General features: G+C 71.0%; 5 protein-coding genes. All 5 read left to right on the forward strand.

Annotated features, from left to right (window positions below):
• Position 1: 1 nt before the first annotated feature.
• The 5 genes from F3J44_RS22025 to F3J44_RS22045 all read left to right on the forward strand — a co-directional run bounded on the left by F3J44_RS22025 (position 2) and on the right by F3J44_RS22045 (position 19,009).
• The gene (locus F3J44_RS22025) at positions 2 to 1,267 is read left to right on the forward strand and encodes an MFS transporter (RefSeq protein WP_167276054.1); all 1,266 of its coding nucleotides are present in this window, start codon (positions 2 to 4) and stop codon (positions 1,265 to 1,267) included.
• Complete coding sequence (locus F3J44_RS22030) at positions 1,264 to 2,847, forward strand: thioesterase domain-containing protein (protein WP_167276057.1); 1,584 nt, start codon at positions 1,264 to 1,266, stop codon at positions 2,845 to 2,847. Before F3J44_RS22025 ends, F3J44_RS22030 begins: the two co-directional genes overlap by 4 nt.
• Positions 2,844 to 4,649, forward strand: coding sequence for an ABC transporter ATP-binding protein (locus tag F3J44_RS22035; RefSeq protein WP_167070680.1), 1,806 nt, complete (start codon positions 2,844 to 2,846; stop codon positions 4,647 to 4,649). Before F3J44_RS22030 ends, F3J44_RS22035 begins: the two co-directional genes overlap by 4 nt.
• Positions 4,646 to 6,400 (forward strand): ABC transporter ATP-binding protein, encoded by a 1,755-nt coding sequence (locus tag F3J44_RS22040; RefSeq protein ID WP_167276059.1) that lies wholly within the window; start codon positions 4,646 to 4,648, stop codon positions 6,398 to 6,400. Before F3J44_RS22035 ends, F3J44_RS22040 begins: the two co-directional genes overlap by 4 nt.
• Before the next feature lie 123 nt (positions 6,401 to 6,523).
• Positions 6,524 to 19,009, forward strand: coding sequence for a non-ribosomal peptide synthetase/type I polyketide synthase (locus tag F3J44_RS22045; RefSeq protein WP_167276062.1), 12,486 nt, complete (start codon positions 6,524 to 6,526; stop codon positions 19,007 to 19,009).
• The last annotated feature ends 18 nt before the right edge of the window (positions 19,010 to 19,027 follow it).

The following is a 19,027-nucleotide window of genomic DNA, read 5'->3' on the forward strand; positions in this document are numbered from 1 at the left end:
CATGACCGAGCATACCCCTGGTATCGCTGTCACAGGGCGCCGCCCGGCGTCCCTGGCTGGCCTGCTCGCCGCCTTTGGCGGCCTGTATGCCACCCAGGGCCTGCTCAGCGGCCTGGCCCACGAAGGCCTGCCGGTGCTGCTGCGCGCCCAGGGCGTGGGCCTGGACAAGATCGGCCTGCTGTCGTTGCTGTTCCTGCCCACGGCCATCAAGTTCCTGTGGGCAGCGCGCACCGACCGAGTCGCCGGCAACGGCCCCAGCGGCCGCCTGCGCCTGGCCAACAAGCTGCAAGGCCTGTTGGTGTTGGGCATGCTGCTGGCCATCGCCCTGCCCCCGGCTACTTCCCTGGTGCCATTGCTGGCCTTGCTCGGCGTGATGATGCTGGTGATGGTGACCCAGGACATCGTCACCGACGGCACCGCAGTGCTAAGCCTGGCCCCCGCCCAGCGCGGCATGGGCAACATCATGCAGATCGGCGGCAGCTACCTGGGCTACATCCTGGGCGGCGGGCTGTGGGTAGCATTGGCCAGCCACAGCGGCTGGGCGCCAGCCACCCTCTACCTGGCGGCGCTGCTGGCGCTGTGCGCCCTGCCCGCCTGGCTGCTGCGCCGCCGCGCCCTGCCGCTGCCGGCCAACCCGGCCCCGCTACAAGGCAACCCACCGAGCCTGCGCCGAGCCTGGCAACGGCCGGCGGTGCGCTGGGGCATGGCCTGCGTGGTCAGCTTCCAGGCGCCGGTGCGCTGGTTCACCGCGATCATGCTCACCTACCTGGTCGACCGCGGTTTCGACGTGCTGCAGGTTGGCCTGCTGTCGAGCAGCGGCATCGCCCTGTCGGGCATCGCCGGTGCCTGCCTGGGCGGATTGTTGCTGGAGCGGGTCGGGCGCAAGCGCATGGTGCGCGCCAGCCTGTTCTGCTACCTGCTGCTGCAACTGGGCTACCTGGCGCTGGAAAGCCACGCGGCCACCAGCAAGGCGCTGCTGACCGCGATCTTCCTGGCCTTCTGCCTGTGCATGGCAATGGGCTTCGTGGTGCTCTACAGCCTGATGATGGACTGGGCCTCCCCGGCCCAGGCCGGCACCGACTATTCCGTGCTGCAATGCACCGACGCCTTGTGCGCCCTGGTGCTGGGCCTGGGCGCCACCCAGTTCACCCATCACTACGGCTATGCCGCCAGCTTCGCCGTTGCCTGCGTGCTGGCCCTGCTCGGCCTGGTGCTGGCGCCGCGTTGCCAGGCCCGCGCCAGCGCGGCCGTGGAACCTGGCCAATGACCACCGCCGTGCCCCTGACCCGGCTGGTGTACGCACGCCTGGACGAATTGAGCCAGGCGCTGCAACTAGACCCTCAACTGCAGTGGCTATGCCACGGCATCCCCGCCGCCCAACCGCAAGAGGCGCTGCTGTGGGCCGCCCTGGACGGCGTGACGCTTACCGGGCGCCAGGTGCTCGACCTCGGCTGCGGCCGCGGCGGCGCCCTGGCCGCCCTGGCGCGCCGGGGCGGTGCGGCCACGCTGACCGGCATCGATGTGTGCCCCGAGCAGATCGCCGCCTGCCGGCGCCAGTTCGCCACGCTGAAAGTGCGCTGGCAGGTGGCCGATGCCTGCCACCTGCCCCAGCCCGCTGCCAGCTGCGACTTGCTGCTGGCAGTGGAACTGTGCGAAGGCCTGCACGCCCCGGCCAACCTGCTGCACGGCGCGGCCCGGGTGCTGCGCCAAGGCGGCCTGCTGGTGCTGGCCGACCTGCTCAGCGACGACGCCTGGCAGTTGCTGCTGGAACAGGCCGCCGCCGAGGGCCTGGTGTGCACCCGCAACCTCGACCTGAGCAACCCCGTGGCCCAGCAGCTGGCACGTTCGGCCACGCAGGCCGCCCCCGGCGATTCTGCCGAGGACGACTTCATCCACCAGGCCTTCGTCGAAGGCCGCACGCGCACCGCCCAGGCCCTGGAACACGGCCAACTGCGCTACCGCGCCGTGCACCTGCAGCGCGACACCCGCCCCACCCGCGACCACCCAGGCCCCGCCTGGCACTGGCCGCAGCCAACGCTGCCGGTGGCTGAAGCCGCGGATGTGGCCATCGACCCCATTGCCCAGGTGTTTCCCCAAGGAGCGCCCGAGCGCAGCCGCCTGAGCGTGTTCGCCTTCCCCTTCGGTGGCGGCAGCGCCTCGCTGTTCGCCGGCTGGCGCCAGACGTTGAGCCCGGCCATGGACTTCTGCCCGCTGCAGTTGCCAGGCCGCGAAGGCTTCCGCCAGCACTCGCCCCTGCCCGACATGGCCGCCTGGGTGCAGTGGGCCCTGGCCCAGCTGCGCCCGCACCTGGCAGGCCGCCAGGCGCCCTACGTGCTCTACGGCCATTGCCTTGGCGGCCAACTGGCCTACGAGCTGGCCCTGGCGCTGCAGGCCGAAGCCACCCCACCCGCCGCCCTGTGGTTGTCGGCCAGTGCGCCACCGGACATGGCCGTCAGTGCCCGCCTGGCGCGCCTGCTGCAGGTGGCCGAACTGCGCGGCACCGACCTGCCGGCGCTGCTGGCCCTGCTCGGCGGTACCGCGCCCCAGGTACTGGCAAGCCCGGCGCTGCTGGCGGCGGTCAAACACACCCTGCTGGCCGATTTCCAACTCGCCTGCCGCTACCAGCGCCACGACCTGCCGGCGCTGCACTGCCCCGTGCATGGCATCGCCGGCCTGCGCGACAAGCTGGTGCCAGCCAGCCATATGCACGGCTGGCAACGCTGCGCCAAGGCCGGCTTCAGCCTGGCCCAGATCGATGGCGAACACTTTTTCCTGCGCGATCAGCGCCCACTGCTTCAGGCCCAGTTGCGCCAGCTGGCCGAACGCACGCTTGCGGAGTGCCCATGACCGAACCCACCCCCACCCATGAAACCGGCTTCGCCGCCCTGCTGGCCCTGGTCGGCCAGCAGCGCCGCCGGCTGATCGTTGCTGCACTGTGCAGCGCGCTGTCCGGCGTGCTGTCGATCACCCCATTGATCGCCCTGTACCTGGTGTTGGTCACCTACGCCCAAGGCAGCGCCGCCCCCTTCGCCGAGGTGCTGCCGATCCTCATCGGCTGCGGCGCGGCCATGCTGCTGCGCTGGCTGCTGCTGTGCAGTGGCGGGGTGTTGTCGCACCTGGCCGCCTTCGACAGCCTGCACGACCTGCGCCTGGCCCTGGCCAACAAGCTGACCCGCCTGCCGCTGGGCTGGATCGACGCCCGCACCGCCAGCCTGGCCAACCAGGTGCTGCGCGAAGACATCGACCGCCTGGAGCAGTTCATCGCCCACCACCTCAACGACAGCGCCGCCGCCCTGGCCTTGCCCCTGGCCAGCGCCGTGGCGCTGTTCTGGCTGGACTGGCGCATGGCCCTGGCAACCCTGGCCACCGTGCCACTGGCCCTGGCCGTGCAGATTGCGCTGTTCAAGCGCATTCCCCAGGTGATGGCCGAATACGGCGAGGTGAATGCCGAACTGTCCGCCAGCATCGTCGACTACGTGCAGGGCATCGCCGTGGTCAAGACCTACCTGCGCGGCGAACACGCCACCGGCCGCCTGCACAACGCCCTGGACGCCTACCGCGCGGTGATCGGGCGCATGGTCGCCAGCACCGTGCCCGGCTGGTCGGCGTTTACCGTGGTGATCGGCGCCAACAGCCTGTTCATCCTGCCCATCGGCGGCTACTTCTACCTCAACGGCAGCCTCACGCTGCAGGCCTTCACCCTGTGCCTGCTGCTAGGCCTGGGCATTACCCGGCCGCTGTTCGCACTGGCCTTCTTCGGCAACCTGATGCGCCTGGTGCAGGCGGCCAATGACCGTGTGCAGACCTTGCTGCGCGCCCCCGAACTGGCCAGCCAGGCCCAGCTGCCCGCCGGCGACAGCGAACATGCGCTGGCCTTCGAGCAGGTGGGCTTCAGCTACGACCAGGGCGGCCAGGTGCTGCACGACATCAGCTTCAACCTGCCCCACGGCAGCCTCACCGCCATCGTTGGCCCCAGCGGTGCCGGCAAGTCGACCCTGGCGCAACTGATGCTGCGCTTCTGGGACGTGCAGCAAGGCCGTATCACCCTGCAAGGCCGCGACCTGCGCGCCTGGCCCCTGGGCGAGCTGCACGACCAGGTGGCCTTCGTGATGCAGGAGGTGCACCTGTTCGACCAGAGCGTGCTCGACAATATCCGCCTGGGCCGCAGCGACATCGACGAGGCCCAGGTGATTGCAGCGGCCAAGGCGGCCCAGGCCCACGACTTCATCCAGGCCCTGCCCCAGGGCTACCACACTGTGCTCGGCGAACGCGGCGCCCGGCTCTCGGGCGGTGAACGCCAGCGCTTGTCGATTGCCCGGGCACTGGTGCGCAACGCGCCCATCGTGGTGCTCGATGAAGCCACCGCCTTTGCCGACCCCATGAACGAAGCGCAGATCCTCCAGGCCCTCGGCACCCTCACCGCCGGGCGCACCGTGGTGATGATCGCCCACCGCCTGGCCAGCATCGTTGACGCCGACCAGGTGCTGCTACTGGAAGCCGGACGCATCCGTGCCCGCGGCAGCCATGCCCAGTTGCTGGCCGCCGAGCCGCTCTACCAGCAGCTCTGGCACGCCCAGCAGGCCAGCGCCAACTGGCGCCTGGGCCATTCACCTGCCCTTGAGCCGACCCTGGAGGCGGCACGCCCATGAACATGCTCCTGGCCGTTTTCCGTATCACCCAAAGCCCCGACACCCCGCGCGTGTGGCGCAGCATCGGCTGGCGCCTGGGCGAAGCGCTGTTCGCCACCGTGCCCTATGGCGTGCTGTACATCGCCCTGCGCGAACTGTTCGCCCAGCGCCTGGACGGCGCGCTGCTCGGCTGGCTGACCCTGGCCTTGCTGCTGAGCCTGGCCTTGCAGCTGGCCTGCAACCTGGCGTCGAACCTGGGCGGTTTTCTGGGGGGCACCGGCATGCTCTGCGACCTGCGCCTGCAACTGGCCGCGCAGTTGCGCCGCCTGCCCCTGGGCTTTCACAGCCGCAACCGCAGTGGCGAACTGAGCGCCGTGCTGGGCGAGAACGCCACCCAGGTCGAAGAAGCCTTCACCCACCTCACCGGCGAGCTGTTCGGGCGCCTGGGCATTGCCGTGCTCAGCGGCGCGCTGATGCTGCTGGTGGACTGGCGCCTGGGCCTGGTGGCGCTGCTTGCGGTGGCGGCCGGCAGCCTGCTGGCCGCCGCCCTGCGCCAGCGCTTCGCCGCCATGAGCCGGGCCAAGCACGCCCAGCGCGCCAGCGTGGCCAGCCAATTGCTGGCGTTCGTTCAGGGCATCAAGGTGATCCGCGCCTTCGGCCTGTCGGCCGAGCGCTTCGGTGCCCTGCAGGCGAGCATGCTGCAACTTCGGCGGCTGTCGATTCGCATCGAGGTGGTGGCCGGGCTGCTCGCGGTCGGCTTCGCCGTGCTGCTGGAAATCGGCCTGCTGGCCTTGCTCGGCCTGGCCGTGTACCTGGCCGTGCAAGGGCAGCTGGCACCGGCGTCGCTGATTCTCACGCTGGTGCTGGCGCACCGGTTCTTCGCCATGCTGGGCGAGTCGGCCACGCTGATGGCGCAACTGGCCTTCTACCGCAAGAGCCTGGAGCGCATCGAAAACCTGCTGCAGGTACCCTGCCTGCCGGAACCTGCCAGCAGCCGTGAACCCCAGGGCCATGGCATCGAGGTGCGCAACCTACACTTCAGCCACCCAGGCGGCGCCGTGGCGCTGCGCGGCATCGACTTCGACGCGCCAGCCGGCAGCATCACCGCCCTGGTGGGCGCCAGCGGCGCAGGCAAGACCACCCTGGCGCAGTTGCTGGCCCGCTTTCACGATGCCGACCAGGGCCAGGTGCTGATTGGCGGCGTGGACGTGCGGCAGATGCGCCAGGACGACCTGCTGGCCCGCATCGCCTTCGTGTTCCAGGACACCCACCTGTTCGCCGATACCGTCGCCAACAACCTGCGCATCGCCCGCCCCGAAGCCAGCGACGCCGAGCTCGAAGCCGCCGCCCGCGCCGCCTGCTGCCATGCCTTCATCATGGCCCTGCCCGACGGCTACCAGACTCGCCTCGGCCAGGGCCTGGACCTCTCCGGCGGCGAGCGCCAGCGCCTGTCGATTGCCCGCGCCCTGCTCAAGGATGCGCCCATCGTGATCCTCGACGAAGCCACCGCCGCGCTGGACAGCGACAACGAAGCCGCCATCACCCAGGCGCTGAACGCCCTGACCCGCAACAAGACGGTGATCGTCATCGCCCACCGCCTCTACACCCTGACCCAGGTGCAGCAAATCCTGGTGCTGGACCAACAGACCATCGCCGAGCGCGGCACCCACGCCGAGTTGCTGGCAGCTGGCGGCCTGTATGCACGCTTCTGGGCCCAGCAACAGGCCACCCGCCACTGGCGCCTGCGGCCACGGGACAACGCCCTGGCCTGATTCAACCGCTCGCCCCGCCCTTCGAACAACGCGGCCCCCACCGGTGGCCGCGCAGGAACCGCCTACCCCGAAAACGGGGCGGCAACCAGTCAGCATCGCCCGCGATGCCCAAAGGAAGACAGCATGAAAGCCCAGACGGTACCTACCCTGCCCGGCTTCCCGACCCTGGTCGACAGCCTCGAACACCATGCCACCCATACCCCTGACGCCCCGGCCCTGTACTTTGCCGGCAAGGCCGGCGACCCCGGCCAGCGCCTGAGCTACCGGCAACTGGCCGAGCGCGTGCGCCACTGCGCCGCCGGCCTGCAGCAACAGGGCCTTGCCGGCCACACCGCGCTGATCCTGTTCCCCTCGGGGCTCGACTATGTGGTGGCCCTGCTCGGCTGCCTGTACGCCGGGGTGATCGGCGTGCCGGTCAACCTGCCGGGCGTGGCCCGGGTGCGCCGGGTACTGCCCAAGGTCGACGGCATCGCCCGCGACTGCCGCGCCCGTGCGCTGATCACCAGCAGCGCCATCGAACAGGCCTGTGCCGACGACCTGGCCGCCTTCGCCAGCCGCCACGGCCTGGCCGTGCAACAGCTGGACGGTGCCCACGATGCCCAGTGGCAACGCCCGGCCATCGACGGCCAGAGCATCGCCTTCCTGCAGTACACCTCCGGCTCCACCGGCGAGCCCAAGGGTGTGATCAACCGCCACGGCGCGCTGATGGCCAACCTGGCGTTCTTGTCTCGGTTGACTGGCTGCAGCGCGGACACAGTGGTGGCCAGTTGGTTGCCGCTGTTCCACGACCTGGGGCTGATCATGGGCATCCTGCTGCCGCTGGCCCAGGGCAACCGCGCGGTGTACATGGCGCCCATGGCATTCATGGCCGACCCGCTGCGCTGGCTGGAACTGGCCGCCGCCGAGCATGCCACCGCGCTGCCCTGCCCAAGCTTCGCCCTGCGCCTGTGCGCCGACCAGGCCGCACGCGAGCCGGGCCGCCTGGCCACGCTTGAACTGGGCGCGATCACCTGCCTGATGCCGGCCGCCGAACCGGTGCTGCCCGGCCAGCTCGACGCCTTCCTCAACGCCTTCGGCCCCTGCGGCCTGCAGGCAGCGGCCCTGCGCCCGGCCTATGGCCTGGCCGAAGCCACCCTGCTGGTTTCAGCCAACACCGCCACCCAGGCACCTTGCCTGCTCGACGTCGACAGCCAGGCCCTGGCCCACGGCCAAGTGAACGTGCGCCCGGCCCACGGCGCGCTGGCTGAAGGCTGGCGCCGCTACGTGGGCAACGGCCATGATTTCGATGGCCAGGCCCTGTGCATCGTCGACCCGCACAGCCACACCCTGTGCGCGGACGGCCAGGTGGGCGAGATCTGGCTGGCCGGCCCGTGCATTGCCACCGGCTACTGGGACGCCGACGGCAGCAAGGCAGAGCTGAACCGGCAAGTGTTCGCCGCACGCACCGTGCCCGACCAAGGCCGCGACTTCCTGCGCAGCGGCGACATGGGCTTCGTGCACCAGGGCCAGTTGTATGTCACGGGCCGGCACAAGGACCTGCTGCTGGTGCGCGGCCAGTGCCATTACCCCAACGACCTCGAAGCCACCAGCGCCGCCGCCCACCGCGCCTGCGTGGCCGACGCCGCAGCCGCCTTCGGTGTGTGCGACGGCGGCGAAGACGAGCGCCTGGTGATCGTTCAGGAAGTGCTCAAACCCGCCGACGCCGTGGCCTACCCCGCCGTGGCCCAGGCCATCCGCACCGCCATCGCCAGCGAACACCAGTTGGCCACTGCAGCGGTGGTGCTGATCCGCAAGGGCACCCTGCCGCGCACCACCAGCGGCAAGGTTCGCCGCAAGGCCGTGCGCGAGGCCTACCAGAACGGCCAGTTGCAGGTCACCTGGCAAGATGAGCTGGCCCAACCACAAGCCACCCCGGCCCAGCACACCCCGGCGGCCGCCGAACTGCTCGCCCTACCCCCGGCGCAACGCCGCGAGCAGCTGGTTGGCTGGCTGGCCGAACAGGCCGCTGCCATTCTCGGCACGGTGGCCGCACGCAACCTGGCGGCCCACACCAGCTTGTTCGAACACGGCCTGGATTCGCTGTCGGCGGTGCGCCTGGCCGCCTGCGCCGGGCAGGCCTTCGGCGTGGAAACCGCCGATGAACTGCTGTTCGAACAGCCCACCCTGAATCACCTTGCCGAGTGGATCCTACAGCGCCTGCAACCCACCGAGGCGCCAGCTGCGCAAGCGGCGCCAGCTGCGCCCGGCCCCGTAGCCGACACTGAAGCGGTGGCGATCATCGGCATGGCCTTCCGCCTGCCCGGCCGCGACGGCGAAGTGCAGGACGACGAGGCCTTCTGGCAGCAGCTCGAAGCGGGCGCCAGCGCCATCGGCCCGATGCCGGCAGCGCGTTTTCGCACCCCTGAAGGTATCCCCGGCTTCGGCGCCTACCTGCAGGGTATCGAGCAGTTCGACGCCGCGTTCTTCGGCATGTCGGCCCGCGAGGCGATCAACACCGACCCGCAACAACGCCTGCTGCTGGAAACCGCCTGGCACGCCCTGGAAGATGCCGGCCAGCGCCCGGCGCAGCTGCGCGGCAGCGACACGGCGGTGTACGTGGGCATTGGCACCGGCGACTACGGGCATATCCCGTTCATTTCCGGGCAAGCCGAGCACTTCGATGCCTACTGGGGCACCGGCACCTCGTTCGCCGCCGCCTGCGGGCGGCTGTCGTACTGCTTTGGTTTCGAAGGCCCCTCGATGGCCGTGGACACCGCCTGCTCGGCGTCCCACAGCGCCCTGCACCTGGCGGTGCAGAGCCTGCGCGGGGGCGACTCAGGGTTGGCCCTGGCCTGCGGGGTGAAGCTGCAGCTGCTGCCGGAGGTCGACCAGGTGCTGACCCAGGCCGGCATGCTCGCCGCCGACGGGCGCTGCAAGACCTTCGACGCCCGCGCCGACGGCTATGTGCGCGGCGAAGGCTGCGTGGTGCTGGTGCTCAAGCCCCTGGCCCAGGCCCTGGCCGATGGCGACCCCGTGCGGGCCGTGATCCGCGCCAGTTGCGTGCGCCAGGACGGCGCCGGCAGCAGCCTGTCGGCGCCCAACGGCGATGCCCAGCGGCGCCTGCTGCAGCAAACCCTGCAACGCGCAGGCCTGGCCCCGGCCGACATCGACTACGTGGAAATGCACGGCACCGGCACGCGCCTGGGCGACCCCATCGAGTACCAGTCGGTGGCCGACGTGTTCCGTGGCCGCGACGGCCACGACCCGCTGTGGCTGGGTTCGGTCAAGACCAACATCGGCCACCTGGAAGCCGCCGCGGGGGCTGCCGGGGTGGTCAAGACCGTGCTGGCCCTGGAACGTGGGCGCATCCCGCCCCTGGTGGGCCTGCGGCAGCTCAACCCGTCCATCGACCTGCAGGCCATTCCCGCCCGCCTGCCCAGCCACAGCGAACCCTGGCCCCAGCGCCAGGCCGTGCGCCGGGCCGGGGTGACCTCCTACGGCTTTGCCGGTACCATCGCCCACGTCATCCTCGAACAGGCACCCGCCACCGGCCAACCCGTGGCGGCCGAGCACGGCCCGGCGCTGTTCGTGCTCTCGGCGCGCAGCAGCCAGTCGCTTGGCGAACTGGCCAGCGCCTGTGCCGAGCGCGCCGGGCTACCGCTGCAGGCCCTGGCCAACGCCATGGCCCGGCGCCGCGATCACCTGCCGTACCGGGCGGCGCTGGTGGCCGAAAGCGCTGATGAGCTGCGCGCAGGCCTGCTGCGCCTGGCCAGCCAGGGCAGCGAAGCGCAGCCCCAGGCGCCACGTGTAGGCTTCCTGTTCACCGGCCAAGGCTCGCAGTACGCCGGCATGAGCGCCGGCCTGTATGCCCGCGAGCCGGCCTTCCGCCAGGCCCTGGATGCCGTCGACCAGGCCCTGCAGCCGCACCTGGGCGAATCGATCATCGCCGTCATGCACGCCGCCGACGACCCGCGCCTGGCACAGACCGCCTGGGCCCAGCCGGCACTGTTCGCGGTCGGCTATGCCCTTGCCGAGCTGTGGCGCAGCTTCGGCGTGGTGCCACGGGTGATGGTGGGCCATTCGATTGGCGAGTTCGCCGCCATGGTGCTGGCCGGCGCCTTGCCATTGGCCGTGGCCGCGCGGCTGATCGCCCGGCGCGGTGCCCTGATGCAGGCGCTGGAAGAACCCGGCGGCATGCTTGCCGCACGCCTGCCACAGGCCGAGGCTGAAAGCCTGCTCGCGGCATTGCCCGAGGCCCAGCGCGCGCGCCTGGCCATCGCCGCCTGCAACGGCCCACAGGACGTGGTGTTCTCCGGTGCCAGCAGCGCCCTGCAAGCGCTGGAAGCCATGCTTGCCGAGCGCCAGGTGCATGCCCGGCCACTGGCCGTGTCCCATGCCTTCCATTCGCCGCTGCTCGACCCGATGCTCGATGCCTGGCGCGATACCTGCGCCAACCTCGATGCCCAGGCGCCCATGGTGGCGCTCATCAGCACCCTCACCGGGGCCGCGTTGAACGCTGCGCCCGATGCCGACTACTGGGTGGCCCACGCCCGCCAGCCCGTGCGATTCGCCCAAGCGCTGGCGTTGGCCAGCGAGCAATGCGACCTGCTGCTGGAAATGGGCGCCCACGCCGTGTTGACGCCCATGGCCCAGCGCAGCCTGGCCGATACCCCCTGCGTTGCCAGCCTGCGCCGCGGCCAGGACGACGCCCGCAGCCTGCTGGAGGCCTGCGCCACGCTGTACCAGGCGGGCCAGCACTTCGACGAAGCGGCCCTGTGGCGCGGCCCGCAGCTGTCGCCACGGGCGCTGCCGCGCTACCCGTTCGAGCGCCAGCCCTATTGGCTGGAGTACGACGAAGACGCCCCGCGCACGCCCCTGCCGCTGCAACCGCAACCCGAGCGCGCCGCACCGGCACCGGTGGCGCTGTACCAGCTGCAGTGGGAAGTGTTCGAGCCGCACGCGCTGAGCGAACGGCCACGCTGCTGGTTGCTGGGCGGCAGCGCCGGCTTTGCCAGCGCCCTGGCCCTGCAACTGACCGGCTTCGAGTGCCAGCACCTGAGCCTGGAAGCCTGGCCGGCCCATGCCGAGCGGGTCGAAGACCAACACCTGCTGATTTACCTGGGCGCGGTGGACGCCTGCATCGAGCAACTGGAAACCTCGCGCCACGTCTGGCAACTGGCCGAAGCGCTGCAACGGCTGCAGCGCGCCGGTGGCAAACCGCGCATCCTGCTGCCGACCTTCCAGGCCCAGGCCCTGGCCGGGGAGGCCTGTGACCCCCTGCAAGCCGCCCTGGCCGGTGCCGCACGCCCGCTGTCGCTGGAATACCCCGGCCCGCGCTGGCTGCAACTGGACCTGAGCGCCCGCGACCCGGCCCTGCTGGCCGCCGCCCTGCCCCAGGCGCTTGGCCAGTTCGGCAACGAAGACGCCGTGGCCCTGCGCGAGGGCCAATGGCAGCGCCCACGCCTGACCGCCGAAGCGCCCGTAGCCACCGATACCCCACTGCGCCTGCGCGCCAACGCCCTGTACCTGGTGGCCGGCGCCTACGGCGCCCTGGGCCGCCACACCACCGACTGGCTGGTGGCCAATGGGGCTCGCCACCTGCTGCTGTTGGCCCGGCGCGAGGCGCCGGCCGGTTGGCAGGCGCGGCTTGAACTGCTGCGTGGCCAGGGCGTGCAGTTGCAGCACCTGGACTGCGACCTGGCCGATGCCGCCAGCGTGGCCGACGCCTTCAGCACCCTCAATGCCCAGCAGCAACAGGGCGGCCCGGCCCTGGCCGGTATCTGGCACTGCGCCGGCACCAGCCGCTTCAGCGCCCTGGCCGAACTCGACGAAGCCGGCTGCCAACAGGTCACCCTGGCCAAAACCCGCGGCAGCTGGCTGTTGCACCAGCACAGCCAGGAACATGCGCTGGAGCACTTCGTTTGCTTCACCTCCATCTCCGGCATCTGGGGCTCGCGCCTGCAGGTGCCCTACGGCGCCGCCAACGCCTTCCAGGACGCCCTGGTGCGCCTGCGCCAGCAACAGGGCCTGCCGGCACTGTCGGTGGCCTGGGGGCCGTGGGGCGGTGGCGCCGGCATGAGCGAGGTGGACGCCTCGCTCCTGCAACTGCTGCGCTCGGCCGGCATCGCCCGGCTGGCGCCGCCGCGCTACCTGGCGACCTTGTCGGCGCTGCTGGCCGCGGGCGCCAGCGGCAACCATGTGGCCGTGCACGTGGACTGGCAGCAGTTCATTCCACTGCTGTCGCTGTACAACCCGACTGCCACCTTCAGCCGCTGCGCCGAACACCCGGCCCCCGCCGCCTGCAGCCAGGGCAGCGACGGCCAGCAGGTGCTCGATGCCGACGCCGTGCACGCCTTCGTCGTCGCTGAACTGGCGCGCACCCTGCACATCGCCCCGGCACGCCTGGAAGACCATACCGAACTGCTCAAGCTGGGCATGGACTCGATCCTGGTGATGGAATTCGCCCGCCGCTGTGAATCCGGCCTGGGCGTGCGCTGCGAACTCAAGGCGATCTTCGAGCGCAGCACCCCGCGCGGGCTCAGTGACTACCTGGTCGAACAACTGCCCCACGCCGGCGCCCGGGCAAGCGTGGAAACGCCGGCCATCACCGCCGACCCAAGCAACGCGGCGCAGCCCTTCGCGCTGACCGAACTGCAGCACGCCTACTGGATCGGCCGCCAAGGCCACTACGAACTCGGCGGCGTGGCCTGCCACGCCTACCTTGAAGCCGACGCCGCCGCAGGCCTGGACCTTGCCCTGCTCGAAGCCTGCTGGAACACCCTGGTGCAACGCCACGGCGCCCTGCGCATCGTCATCGGCGAAGACGGCCGCCAGCGCGTGCTCGACCAGGTGCCGCACTACCGCCTGCAGGTCGCCGACCTGGCCGCGGCCAGCAGCGCCGAGCGTGACGCCCACTGCCTGGCCTGGCGCGAGCAGATGTCGCACCAAGTGCTGGACTGCGCCCAGTGGCCGCTGTTCGACGTGCGCGCCACGCGCCTGGCCGGGGGCGCCGTGCGCCTGCACATCGGCATCGACATGCTGATCAACGACGCCACCAGCGGGCAGATCATCTGGGAAGAACTGGCCGCCCTCTACCAGGCCGGCAACGATACCCAGGCCGCCGGCCTGCAGCCCTTCGCCATCGGTTTCCGCGACTATGTCCTGGCGCGCCTGAACGACCCGCTGCGCCAACAGCAGCGCGAGCAGGCCCGGCAGTTCTGGCTGAACGCGCTCGATGAGCTGCCGCCAGCCCCGCAACTGCCCTTGCGCAACAGCGCCCGGCAACAGGCCAAGCCCACCTTCAGCCGCCGTCAGCACCGCCTGGAGGCAGCCACTTGGCAACGCCTGCGCGACCGCGCAGCGGCCGTTGGCTGCACCCCGGCCTCGCTGTTGATTACCGTGTTCGGCGAGGTGTTGGCCGCCTGGAGCAGCGAACCGCGCTTCACCCTCAACCTGACCATCTTCGACCGCCTGCCCTGGCACCCGGACGTGTCGCGGCTGCTCGGCGACTTCACTGCAGTCACCCTGCTGCCGCTGGATTTCAGCGCCGAGCAGGCCTTCGCTGCACGCGCCGCCGGGGTCAACGGCCAGGTACTGGAACACCTGCAGCACCGCGCCTTCAGCGCCGTGGATGTGCTGCGCGAAGCCAACCGTGGCCGCGAGCGCCAGGACACCCTGGCCATGCCCGTGGTGTTCACCAGCCAGCTGGGCATGAGCGACCCGACCAAGGGCGCCGCCGCCGAAAGCGTGCTGGGCGTCGTCGGCCACGGCATCAGCCAAACCCCGCAAGTGTGGCTCGACCACCAGGCCTGCGAACTCGAAGGCGCGCTGATCTACAACTGGGATGCAGTCGAGGCGTTGTTCCAGCCCGGCACCCTGGACGCCATGTTCGCCGCCTACAACCAGCGCCTGGAGCAGCTGGCCGAACAACCGGCGCTGTGGCAAGCCGCCACCCCGGCGCAACTGCCCCCCGCCCAGCAGGCCGTACGGGCGCACATCAACGCCTGCACCGCACCGCTGCCTGAACGCTGCCTGGACCAACTGTTCTTCGACCAGGCGCTGCGTACCCCGCACGCCCCGGCCCTGCTCACCCACAGCGCCAGCTGGAGCTACCAGGCCCTGGCCAGCTGGGCCCGGCGCCTGGCCAACGGCCTGCTGGCCGAGGGCGTCATGCATGGCGAGCGAGTGGCCGTGGTGATGCGCAAAGGCCCGGAACAGGTGGCCGCCTGCCTGGCCATCCAGGCCGTGGGCGGTGCCTACGTGCCGGTCGATGCCGATGTGCCGGCGGCGCGCCTGGCCGCCATCGTGCAAGGCAGCGGCATCCGCGTGGCCATGGCCCAGGCCGACCACCTGCCGATCGTCCAGGCCCTGGTTGCCGAGCTTGCCGTCAGTGTCATGGATGCCAGCGAGGACGCCGCCCAGGCCTATGCCGACCAAGCGCCGGACGTACCCCGCGCGCCCACCGACCACGCCTACGTGATCTACACCTCCGGCTCCACCGGCACCCCCAAGGGCGTGCTGATCGACCACCGGGGCGCGGTGAACACCGTGCTCGACATCAACCGGCGCTTCGCCATCCAGGCCAGCGACCGGGTGCTGGGCCTGTCGGCGCTGTATTTCGATTTGTCGGTGTACGACCTGTTCGGCATCTTCGCCGCCGGTGCCGCCCTGGTGCTGCCACTGCCGGCCGGGGTGCGCGACCCGGCGCACTGGCGCGAGCTGGTGGAGCGCCACGGCATCACCGTGTGGAACTCGGTGCCTGCCTTGCTCGAACTGCTGCTCGATGAGGTGGCCGCCGTTGGCGGCAGCCTGCCCACCCTGCGCCGGGCCATGCTCAGCGGCGACTGGATCCCGTTGAACCTGCCGGGCCGCCTGCGCCAGCTGGCGCCGCAATCGGCGTTGGTCGCCATGGGCGGCGCCACCGAGGCGTCGATCTGGTCGAACTGGTTCGAAGTCGACGAGGTGCCCGCGCACTGGACCTCCATCCCCTACGGCTACCCCCTGGCCAACCAGGGCTACCGGGTGCTCGACAGCCACCTGCACGACCGCCCCGACCACGTCACCGGCGACCTCTACATCACCGGTGTGGGCCTGGCCCTGGGCTATGAGAACGACCCCGAGCGCACGGCGGCCAGCTTCTTCGAGCACCCGCATGACGGCCAGCGCCTATACCGCACCGGCGACCTGGCCCGCTACTGGGCCGACGGCACCCTGGAGTTCCTGGGCCGGCGCGACTTCCAGGTGAAGATCGCCGGCAACCGCATCGAGCTGGGTGAAATCGAAAGCGCCCTGCTGCGCCACCCCGGGGTGCGCGAGGCGGTGGTCGACGCCATTGGCCCGGCCCGCGGCAACAAGCGCCTGGCGGCCTGGGTGGTGCTGCGCGAGCAAGACCCGGCCCTGCATGAAACCTTGAGCTGCAGCGCGGCCGCCTGCGCCGCCCAGTGGCAAGCGGCCAGCGATGCCCCCAGCTGGCCCACCGCGCCCACCGGCCTGGCGGGTTTCTGGCAACTGATGGACGACCTCGGCCACTTGCTGATGCGTGACACGGTGAACGCAGCCGGTGGCTGGCAGGCCTTGGCCACAGCCCCGGCCTTCGAGGCCCTGGGCCAGCGCTGGCAGGCCCTGCTGCCTGAACACGGCCCGGCCAGTGCCGAGCAATGGGCACGCCTGCAACCGCTGGCCGAGGCCTGTGGCCTGCCACGCCAGGTGCTGCTGCGCCTGCGCGAAGGCGCCGAGCAGCGCCTGGCCGTACTGCGCGGCCAGGCCAATGCACTGGAGCTGTTCTATGGCGTGGATCAAACCCTGGCACCGGAGCAGATGACCCGCCTCAACCCGCTGTGGCCAGCCACCCTCGGGGCGCTGGCCAAGGTGGTCGAAGCAACCGCGCAGGCCCTGGGCCGGGCACCGCGCATTGTCGAAATCGGTGGCCGCAGCGGCGTGGCCAGCCGCGAACTGCTGGCCCTGCTGGCGGGCACCGCGCTGGACTACACCCTGAGCGACGCCGCACCGCTGCTGGTGGAACAAGCCCGCGCCGAGTTCGAGCACGGCAACTGGCCGGCCCACCAGCAACTGGCCTGCCGGGTGCTCGACCCCGATCAGCCACCCGCCTTGCAGGGCCTGGAACCGCACACCTTCGACCTGGTGATCGCCTTCAACGCCCTGCACCGCAGCCGCGATATCCCCGCACTGCTGGCCAACCTGGCCAGCCTGCTGGCCCCAGGTGGCGTGCTGGCTGCCCCGGAAATCACCCGCAACAGCGACTTCCAGCTGGCCACCGTGGCCCTGCTCGAAGGCGGCTACCAGCACTTCGCCGACCAGCGCCAGGCCAGCGGCCAGGCACTGCTGGGCGCCGAACAGTGGACGGCGGCGCTGGGCGCAGCTGGCTTCGCCCAGGCCCAGGCGGCCAGCGTCGCCAGCCCGGCACCCGGCATGCACCTGCTGCTCGCCCAGCACCCGGCCCAGGCCCGGCGCTTCGCCCCGCGCAAGCTGGTCGACCACCTCAGCACCCTGCTTCCGGCCTACATGGTGCCGCAGACCATCACCGCCCTGGCCGCCCTGCCGCTGTCGGCCACCGGCAAAGTGATGCGCCAGCAGCTGCCCCACCCGGACCCCGCGCAACGGCGCAACCGTGGCCGCCGCGCCGCAGGCGATACCAGCCAGGTGCCCGCCGCGCTGCTGCAGATCTGGGAACAACTGCTGGGCGTGCAAGGCCTGGACGCTGCCGACCACTTCTTCGACCTGGGCGGCGACAGCCTGGTGGCGGTGCGCCTGATCGAGCGGGTGCGCCACGAACTGGATGCCCAGGTCGCCCTGCCGGACCTGTTCGACCACCCGCGCCTGGCCGACTTCGCCGCCCGTGTGGCGGCCGCCCCGGCCTACGAAGACCGCTTGCCGGCGCTGGTCGCCGCCCCAGCCGAGCGCCACGCGCCGTTCCCCCTCACCGACGTGCAGCAGGCCTACTGGATTGGCCGTGACGAAGGCTTCGAGCTGGGCGGCGTATCGACCCACCTGTATGCCGAGGTGGACGTCGACGGGGTGGCCTTCGACGCCCTGGAGCACGCCTGGCAGGCGCTGGTCGAACGCCACGAGATGCTGCGCGCGGTAATCGACGACAACGGCCTGCAACACATCCTGGCCCAGGTGCCGGCCTACCGCATCGCCTGCACCGACCTGCGCACGGCCAGCCGCGAGCAGTTGCACGACTGGCAACAGGTGGTGCGCCTGGAGCTGTCCCACGAAGTGCCCGACACCCGCCAATGGCCGCTGTTCTCCCTGCGCGCCGCGCAGTTGCCAGGCGAGCGCGTGCGCCTGTGCATCAGCCTGGACAACCTGGTGTGCGACGGCCGCTCGATGCGCATTCTGCTGGCCGAATGGTCGAGCCTGGCGCGCCACCCTGGCCGGGTGCTGCCCGCCTTGCGCGCAAGCTTTCGCGACTACGTGCTGCTGCTCGAACGCTTCGAGCTGCGCCCGTCCTGGCAGCGCTCGCTGGCCTACTGGCAAGGCAAGCTGGCGCAGTTGCCGGCAGGGCCCGCCTTGCCGCGCCACGACGGCCCCGCACGCCAGGTGCGCCCGCCGCACTTCAGCCGCCGCGAAGCACGCCTGCAACCGGCCCAGTGGCAGGCCCTGCAGGCCGCTGCCAGCGCTCGCAACGTCACCGCCAATGCCCTGCTGCTGTGCGCCTATGGCGAGGTTCTGGCGCATTGGTCCGCCGACCCGCGCCTGACCCTCAACCTGACCCTGTTCAACCGCCCGGCCGTGCACCCGGACATCGACCAGGTGGTCGGCGACTTCACCTCGCTGGTGCTGCTGGCCTTCGAAGGCGAAGGCGCGGTGCCCTTCGCCGAGCGCGCCAGCCAGCTCCAGCGCCAGCTGTGGGCCGACCTCGAACACATGCAGGTTTCCGCCGTGCGGGTGCTGCGCGAGGCCGCGCGGCGCAATCGACGGCTGGATGCGGTGGCCATGCCGGTGGTATTCACCAGCGGCCTGGGGGTGGCCGCTGACGACGCCGGGCAAGACTGGCTCGGCCAGTTCGGCTACGGCATCAGCCAAACCCCGCAGGTGTGGATCGACCAGCAAGTGGTCGAGCGCGAAGGCTGCCTGGTGTTCAACTGGGACTCGGTCGACGGCCTGTTCCCCGACGGCTTGCTAGACGCCATGTTCAGCGCCTACCACAGCTTGCTGCAACGCCTGGCCAGCGACCCGTCGGCATGGGACACCCCGGCCCGCAGCGCCATGCCGGCCAACCGCTGGCCGGCAAGCGCGGCGGCGCGGCCCACCGTCACCGAGGCCCCGTCCCAGCCAGAGGCCGACGCCGGCCTGCTGGCCACCCTCGGCCAACTGCTTGGCGAACTGCTGGGCCGCGATGAGCTGCCAACCACGGTCAGCTTCTTCGAGCTGGGCGCCTCGTCGATGGACTTGATCCGCCTGCGCCGCCTGCTCAACCAGCGCCTGGGCCTGGCACTGGCGGTGACCGACGTGTTCGACCACCCCAGCCTCACCGCCCTGGCCAGCCACCTGGGCCGCCTCACCGACCCGGCGCAACTGCCCCAGGCCGACGACCAGGACCCACGCCGGCGCTCGCGCCAGGCCAACGAACGCCGCAAGCAGCGCGACCAGACCTCGCGCCTGTAACTGCCACGAACCGGATGA

Origin of the sequence: Pantoea sp. Tr-811 (genome assembly GCF_011752535.1) — a bacterium.
GTDB lineage: Bacteria > Pseudomonadota > Gammaproteobacteria > Pseudomonadales > Pseudomonadaceae > Aquipseudomonas.